Origin of the sequence: Aeromonas finlandensis, from assembly GCF_000764645.1 — a bacterium.
Lineage (GTDB): Bacteria > Pseudomonadota > Gammaproteobacteria > Enterobacterales > Aeromonadaceae > Aeromonas > Aeromonas finlandensis.
Genome location: NZ_JRGK01000226.1, coordinates 1 through 1,107, shown reverse-complemented (window position 1 = coordinate 1,107; position 1,107 = coordinate 1). Strand labels below are relative to the sequence as shown.

At 33.4% G+C, this 1,107-nt stretch carries 1 protein-coding gene; it reads right to left on the bottom strand.

Annotation, left to right across the window (positions count from 1 at the left end; translation table 11 throughout):
* Nucleotides 1–1,034: response regulator receiver domain (locus tag LD28_RS0112880; RefSeq protein ID WP_206538757.1), on the bottom strand; the 1,034-nt coding region annotated here is incomplete at its 3' end.
* Between the last annotated feature and the right edge of the window lie 73 nt (nt 1,035–1,107).

Genomic DNA, 1,107 nt, shown 5'->3' with positions numbered 1-1,107 from the left:
AAGTCTTGTAGGTCTTTATTGCTACTGAGCTTTAATAAAAACTCCTCTGCGATGTTTTGATAAATGGCATTTATATTGTTTTTAAGATATAACGGGTCATTGTTTTTTAATATTTCATTTAGTAAGGCTGCTTGACCATAGTTGTCATTATCAAGGTTTATGCTGAATGCCAATGAATCTGAATATATTTCATTCTGAATTTCAGATCTTATTATGTTGTAATATGATGGTTCCCAGCTATGTAGGGATGAATTCAATTGATCCCATATGTCTTGTGAGTCATCATTAGTTGTACTCTTATTAAATAATGTGATGAAGACATTGTTGGATTTGATCCACATAGCGCCATTTCTTCCTTGTTCAATAGTGAACGATTTATGTTCATTATCAACTGCGCTTGAATGTAGAATAGCGGTAACAGAATACTCAAGAATAATTGCAGCAATTACATTGGCTCGATTGCGAAGCTCTTGACTACTCCTGAAGTCTGCCCTAGAGAAAAGCTTTCCTCTAGTTGTATTTATGTTCCTAGTAGTTATGTAATTTATAGTTTCATCTATACTCGGATATATGTTAGTTCTTGCCTCAATGTCTCTTATTAAAATGTCTTGCCAATAATCATTTAGTTCTTCACAATCTTCAGCAATGATCAGATCGTTGATGTTTTTTATACCATGAAATTTTGCAAGAATGCTCATGAATACGTTATCGAGATCTTCGTTGGTATATACAACAACCATATTCATTTGTTTTGACTCTCTTAGTTTGCTAAGGATACTAAGAGTCTTCTCTGGTGAGTTATTCTCAAGATGATAGTCAATTATTATTAGATCGGACTTTCTAAGACGGTCCACCTCTAAAAAATCGTTTGATTCACCGTTATCTATATCACAAAGCATGTTCTTCGATTGGAAAAAGTTAACTAATGAGGCTGCCTGTTTTGAAGCATTAATTTTATTTTGATTAATATCACCTGGATTGTTCAAGAGAGCAATCAAGTTTGGGTAGGATATGAAATCATCATCAACCATCATGACACTTCGAATTGCATTATTACAATATGTTTCTGTGACGAGCTCTTGATAAGATTTATGGTTCATGCTGTTC